Origin of the sequence: Kosakonia sp. H7A, from assembly GCF_003028445.1 — a bacterium.
In the GTDB taxonomy this organism is placed as follows: Bacteria; Pseudomonadota; Gammaproteobacteria; order Enterobacterales; family Enterobacteriaceae; genus Kosakonia; species Kosakonia radicincitans.
Genome location: NZ_PYTZ01000020.1, coordinates 1 through 5,105, shown reverse-complemented (window position 1 = coordinate 5,105; position 5,105 = coordinate 1). Strand labels below are relative to the sequence as shown.

The 5,105-nt window shown below is 50.0% G+C and carries 5 protein-coding genes, 4 tRNA genes and 1 rRNA gene; 2 read left to right on the top strand and 8 right to left on the bottom strand.

What is annotated here, in order from left to right; all coding sequences use genetic code 11:
* The 5 genes from CWM66_RS27835 to CWM66_RS27815 form a co-directional block, all read right to left on the bottom strand.
* Window positions 1-208: GTP-binding protein (locus CWM66_RS27835; RefSeq protein WP_021242225.1), on the bottom strand; the 208-nt coding region annotated here is incomplete at its 3' end.
* A gap of 114 nt (window positions 209-322) precedes the next feature.
* Window positions 323-398 (bottom strand) — tRNA-Thr (locus tag CWM66_RS27830).
* Window positions 399-404: 6 nt separating this feature from the next.
* Window positions 405-479: transfer RNA gene (locus CWM66_RS27825), tRNA-Gly, on the bottom strand.
* Window positions 480-592: 113 nt separating this feature from the next.
* Window positions 593-677 (bottom strand) — tRNA-Tyr (locus CWM66_RS27820).
* A gap of 8 nt (window positions 678-685) precedes the next feature.
* Window positions 686-761: transfer RNA gene (locus CWM66_RS27815), tRNA-Thr, on the bottom strand.
* Between the two features lie 327 nt (window positions 762-1,088).
* Here CWM66_RS27815 and CWM66_RS27810 point away from each other — a divergent pair.
* Window positions 1,089-1,637, top strand: coding sequence for an N-acetyltransferase (locus CWM66_RS27810; RefSeq protein WP_035890514.1), 549 nt, complete (start codon window positions 1,089-1,091; stop codon window positions 1,635-1,637).
* Window positions 1,638-1,841: 204 nt separating this feature from the next.
* Entirely contained in the window at window positions 1,842-2,792 is a 951-nt protein-coding gene (gene coaA / locus CWM66_RS27805; protein WP_035890515.1) for a type I pantothenate kinase, read from the top strand.
* Window positions 2,793-2,819: 27 nt separating this feature from the next.
* On the opposite strand, the gene birA is transcribed toward coaA, so the two are convergent.
* The 3 genes from birA to rrf form a co-directional block, all read right to left on the bottom strand.
* Window positions 2,820-3,782, bottom strand: a complete 963-nt coding sequence (gene birA, locus CWM66_RS27800; RefSeq protein ID WP_035890516.1) for a bifunctional biotin--[acetyl-CoA-carboxylase] ligase/biotin operon repressor BirA — start codon at window positions 3,780-3,782, stop codon at window positions 2,820-2,822.
* Window positions 3,779-4,807 (bottom strand): UDP-N-acetylmuramate dehydrogenase, encoded by a 1,029-nt coding sequence (gene murB / locus CWM66_RS27795; RefSeq protein WP_035890517.1) that lies wholly within the window; start codon window positions 4,805-4,807, stop codon window positions 3,779-3,781. The genes birA and murB overlap by 4 nt, the downstream gene beginning before the upstream one ends.
* A 177-nt stretch (window positions 4,808-4,984) precedes the next feature.
* A 5S ribosomal RNA gene (gene rrf, locus CWM66_RS27790) occupies window positions 4,985-5,100 on the bottom strand.
* Window positions 5,101-5,105 lie beyond the last annotated feature (5 nt).

Genomic DNA, 5,105 nt, shown 5'->3' with positions numbered 1-5,105 from the left:
ATTCAACGTGAGAAGTGTTGATGGTGATACCACGAGCTTTTTCTTCCGGCGCGTTATCGATCTGATCGAATGCGCGGGCAGAACCACCGTAGGTTTTTGCCAGAACGGTAGTGATTGCAGCAGTCAGCGTTGTTTTACCATGGTCAACGTGGCCGATAGTACCGACGTTAACGTGCGGTTTTGTACGTTCAAACTTTTCTTTAGACATCGATTGTCCCTCTAAGACACGGATAAATCGGTGATATCACCACATCAACCAGGCAACATGCCCGACTTGTTGAATGCTAAATAACAGAAGAAAAACCAGGGAGGAGAAATGAAGTGGTGCTGATACCCAGAGTCGAACTGGGGACCTCACCCTTACCAAGGGTGCGCTCTACCAACTGAGCCATATCAGCACATCGTGGAGCGGGCAGCGGGAATCGAACCCGCATCATCAGCTTGGAAGGCTGAGGTAATAGCCATTATACGATGCCCGCATCCTGAAACTCGGCTACCCAGTGCTTCTGTATTGTCGGGAGAAGATTTTCTCTCCCTAAGAGCTGATTCACTACTGACACCAACTCTGGTTACGTTTTAGCGTAACTGAAAATGGTGGTGGGGGAAGGATTCGAACCTTCGAAGTCTGTGACGGCAGATTTACAGTCTGCTCCCTTTGGCCGCTCGGGAACCCCACCGGACTTGATGGTGCCGACTACCGGAATCGAACTGGTGACCTACTGATTACAAGTCAGTTGCTCTACCTACTGAGCTAAGTCGGCATCAAGTAGCGCGCATTCTAGGGAGACAGAGGAGTTGATGCAACAAAAAAATTGCACAAAACGTTCTATCGCTCACATTTTGCACGACACCCCATATAAACGCTGTAATTTCATGCAAGGAAGTATAAAAAAACAGCACCATATTCCACGACTTTGCGCCGCTAAGCCTCCTTTAACCGCGACAACATCGGGCATCTCTTCGGTGTGACTGCGTTAACATGGTGCAAAAAACCGTCATCGCAGTGAATATCTCTGAAGCCAGACCCAGATTGTGAGTTGGATCACTAATTGCATTGCTTTAGCCACCAACCCAATGGAGGTTTCACGATGAAAATTGTCTTGTTAAACGCAGCTACTTTGCCGGTCTACTGTCCGGAACTCGCCGAACTGCTGCTTGATGCACTTCATAGTGGCGCCTCTATCGGGTATCAACGCGCGATTAGCCAGCAGGAAGCAGAAAACGCCTTCTCACGATTACGCAACGAGCTGGAAACAGGTGAACGCCTGATCTGGATTGCACGCGATGAACAGGGCGTTGCCGGCAGCGTCAGCCTGCAACTCCCTACGCAACCTGAAGCACTGAACAGAGCCAACATAAAATTGTTGCTGGTACACCGCCGCGTGCGGCGCACCGGTATTGGGAAGAAGCTCCTGGCGGAGCTGGAGAAAACAGCCTGTATGCGTCAGCGCGGTCTACTGTGGCTGGAAACACCGTCAGGTTCTGCTGCAGAAGCGTTTTATCGTTCGCAAGGATATCGCTGCCTTGGGGAAATTCCCGATTATCTCTGTTCAGCGGATGGTTATTACCAACCAGCGGCCATTTACTTCAAACGTTTATTTGCGGTTAATCAGTTTGTTCGTTCTATTGCCAGCTGATGTGCAGAGCGTGATGCTTTCCCTGGAAAGCATCACGCAGACGCGATTTTTCATATTATTCCCTGTCATCTGGTGTTAACCTCCTGCCCATTGATCCCACTTATTTCAATAACGTCGAGCCATAGCATTACCTTAAGAGACTCTCTCTCTCACAACGTACCGGAAGCCTACGTGACGAGGGGTAATAGCAGGCAGATAAAGCTTATGAGTAAAAAAGAGCAAACGTTAATGACGCCTTACTTACAGTTTAATCGCAGCCAGTGGGCTGCTCTTCGTGATTCAGTTCCGATGACGCTTACTGAGGGCGAAATCGCACGATTAAAAGGCATTAATGAAGACCTTTCTTTGGAAGAAGTTGCAGAGATTTATCTCCCCCTTTCCCGTTTACTCAATTTCTATATCAGTTCGAACCTGCGCCGCCAGGCCGTACTTGAGCAATTCCTTGGGACGAATGGGCAACGCATTCCGTACATCATTAGCATTGCGGGCAGCGTAGCGGTAGGAAAAAGTACTACCGCCCGTGTGCTACAGGCATTATTGAGCCGCTGGCCAGAACATCGTCGTGTTGAACTCATTACGACTGATGGTTTTCTGCATCCCAATCAGGTACTGAAAGATCGTGGGCTAATGAAGAAAAAAGGCTTCCCGCAATCTTATGATATGCATCGCCTGGTGCAGTTTGTTTCGGATATTAAATCCGGGGTGCCGAATGTCACAGCGCCAGTTTATTCGCACCTTATATACGACGTGATCCCGGATGGGGATAAAACGGTTGCGCAGCCTGATATTTTAATTCTCGAAGGGTTGAATGTATTACAGAGCGGCATGGATTATCCTCATGACCCGCATCATGTATTTGTCTCCGATTTTGTCGACTTTTCTATTTATGTTGATGCGCCGGAAGATCTATTACAAACCTGGTATATCAACCGCTTCCTGAAGTTCCGCGAAGGCGCATTTACCAATCCTGACTCCTATTTCCACAATTATGCGAAATTATCCGAACAGGAAGCGATTGAGATCGCCTTGTCGCTGTGGAAAGAAATTAACGGCTTAAATCTTAAAGAAAATATTTTACCAACCCGTGAGCGGGCCAGCCTGATTATGACTAAAAGCGCAAACCATGCGGTTGAGCAAGTTCGTTTGCGTAAATAAATAAAGGGAGCGTCTCGCTCCCCTTGTTTATTCTGCACTGCGCAGTGAAATTTCTCCGCCGACCCAGGGTTTTATAACCCCATCCTGTTCAAGCAGTAGTGCTCCCTGCGCATCAATACCCCGGGAAATACCTATAATTTCTCTCTCACCGATAATCAGTTTTACCGGACGATTAATAAAATTATCCAGTTTTTCCCAGCGGGAAAGGAACGGAGCAAGCCCCTCTTGTTCAAAGCATTTCAGGGCGGTACGTAATTCAGTAACCAGACGTATGGCAAGCATGTTGCGATCGATGCGAACACCGGCTTCCTGCAGGTTAATCCAGCTCTGGCTAATATCTTCAGCCTGGGCTTTGCGCATCATCAGATTAACTCCAGCACCAACCACGATCTGCGCCGCATCGCCAGTTTTACCGGTTAATTCGACGAGGATGCCCGCCAGTTTACGATCCTGAAGATAGAGATCATTCGGCCATTTAACCCGCACCTGATCGGCACCTAAATCGCGTAAAACTTCCGCCATTACAATACCGATCACCAGACTTAACCCGATTGCCGCTGCTGGCCCTTGATCCAGACGCCAGTACATGGAGATATAGAGATTTGAACCGAACGGAGAGATCCATTTACGGCCACGGCGGCCACGGCCTGCCTGTTGATATTCTGCCACGCAGGCATCACCCGAATGCAGCTCATTAAGGCGATCCAGCAAATACTGATTTGTCGAATCAATCACCGGTAAAACGGCAATATTCCCCTGAGTAATACGTGAACGGATCAACGCTTCGTCCAGAAGCTGGATAGGCTCCGGTAAACTGTAACCCTTACCCGGAACGGTAAAGACTTCGATTCCCCAGTCACGAAGGGTCTGGACATGTTTATTGATTGCCGCGCGGCTCATTCCCAGGCGTTCGCCCAACTGTTCACCCGAATGGAATTCGCCATCTGCCAGAATAGAAATCAGCGTTAACGGAACGGTATTATCCTTCATGCAATCGTCTCCACGGCATTCACCTCACCGGCGCGGCCGATAAAACGCACTTCCGGCTCAAGCCAGACATTAAACTTCTCGCCTACGCGCTGGCGCACAAGGTGAGCGAGCTGCACCACATCATCGCTTGTAGCCGGCCCGGTATTTATCAGCACCAGTGCTTGTAAATGATGGATCGCTGCACCGCCAATAGCGACGCCTTTTAGCTGACATTGATCGATCAGCCAGCCAGCCGCCAGCTTTACGGAACCGTCAGCTTGCGGATAATGTGGAGCGTCAGGAAAGGCGGAGAGTAAGATGCCCGCCTGTTCTGCTGAGATCACCGGGTTTTTAAAGAAACTACCAGCATTCCCGTTAACTTTTGGGTCTGGTAATTTGCTGGTACGCATACGGCATACAGCGTCAAAAACATCTTTCGGTGTGACCGTCGCGGGATCAAGCCGGGTCAGATCACCGTAGGTCAGTACCGGCCGCCAGTTTTTTGCCAGACGCAAACCGACCGCCGTAATGGCATAACGATTCTGGTACTCATGTTTAAAGATGCTGTCGCGATAGCCGAAACGGCAGGCCTCTGCGGACAAACGCTTAGATTCACCACTGCTGAGTTCTACACAATCGACATAGTTGCAGACGCGCTGTAACTCGATTCCATATGCACCGATATTCTGAATCGGTGAACTCCCCGTGCAACCCGGGATAAGTGCCAGATTCTCAAGACCCGGTATTCCGCGTTCCAGAGTCAGTTGCACCAGGTGATGCCAATTTTCGCCCGCGCCGACGTGTAGATACCATGCATCGGCTTCTTCACGCACCTCAATACCCATAATACGGTTGATAATGACCGTTCCGGAAAAATCTTCCAGAAACAGCACGTTACTGCCTTCACCCAGAATCAGCACGGCCTGCTGGCTCTGTACCGCAGCCTGCCATGCATTGAGCAATTGCTGCGACGTTTCAGCGCAGACAATATGGTGGGCATTCCGATCAATACCAAAGGTATTCCATGGCTTAAGGGAGTGATTCATTAGCGATATCCTGATGCAAAAACACGGCTAAGTTTACCGTATCCAGGTGACGAGCGCTTGTGGTGTTTAAGGCGAGCATAAAGCAAAAAAGCCCCGTGCCGGGGCACGGGGCTTCCTGTCTCTTCCGCCCGGACGCAAAAAGGCCATCCTTCCGGATGGCCTCTTCACTGGTTTGATGCCTGGCAGTTCCCTACTCTCGCATGGGGAGACCCCACACTACCATCGGCGCTACGGCGTTTCACTTCTGAGTTCGGCATGGGGTCAGGTGGGACCACCGCGCTAGTGCCGCCAGGCAAAT

Coding starts and splice junctions, on each gene's coding strand:
- birA (WP_035890516.1), bottom strand. CDS start 3,782: ATGAAGGATAATACCGTTCCGTTAACGCTGATTTCTATTCTGGCAGAT.
- coaA (WP_035890515.1), top strand. CDS start 1,842: ATGAGTAAAAAAGAGCAAACGTTAATGACGCCTTACTTACAGTTTAAT.
- CWM66_RS27810 (WP_035890514.1), top strand. CDS start 1,089: ATGAAAATTGTCTTGTTAAACGCAGCTACTTTGCCGGTCTACTGTCCG.
- murB (WP_035890517.1), bottom strand. CDS start 4,807: ATGAATCACTCCCTTAAGCCATGGAATACCTTTGGTATTGATCGGAAT.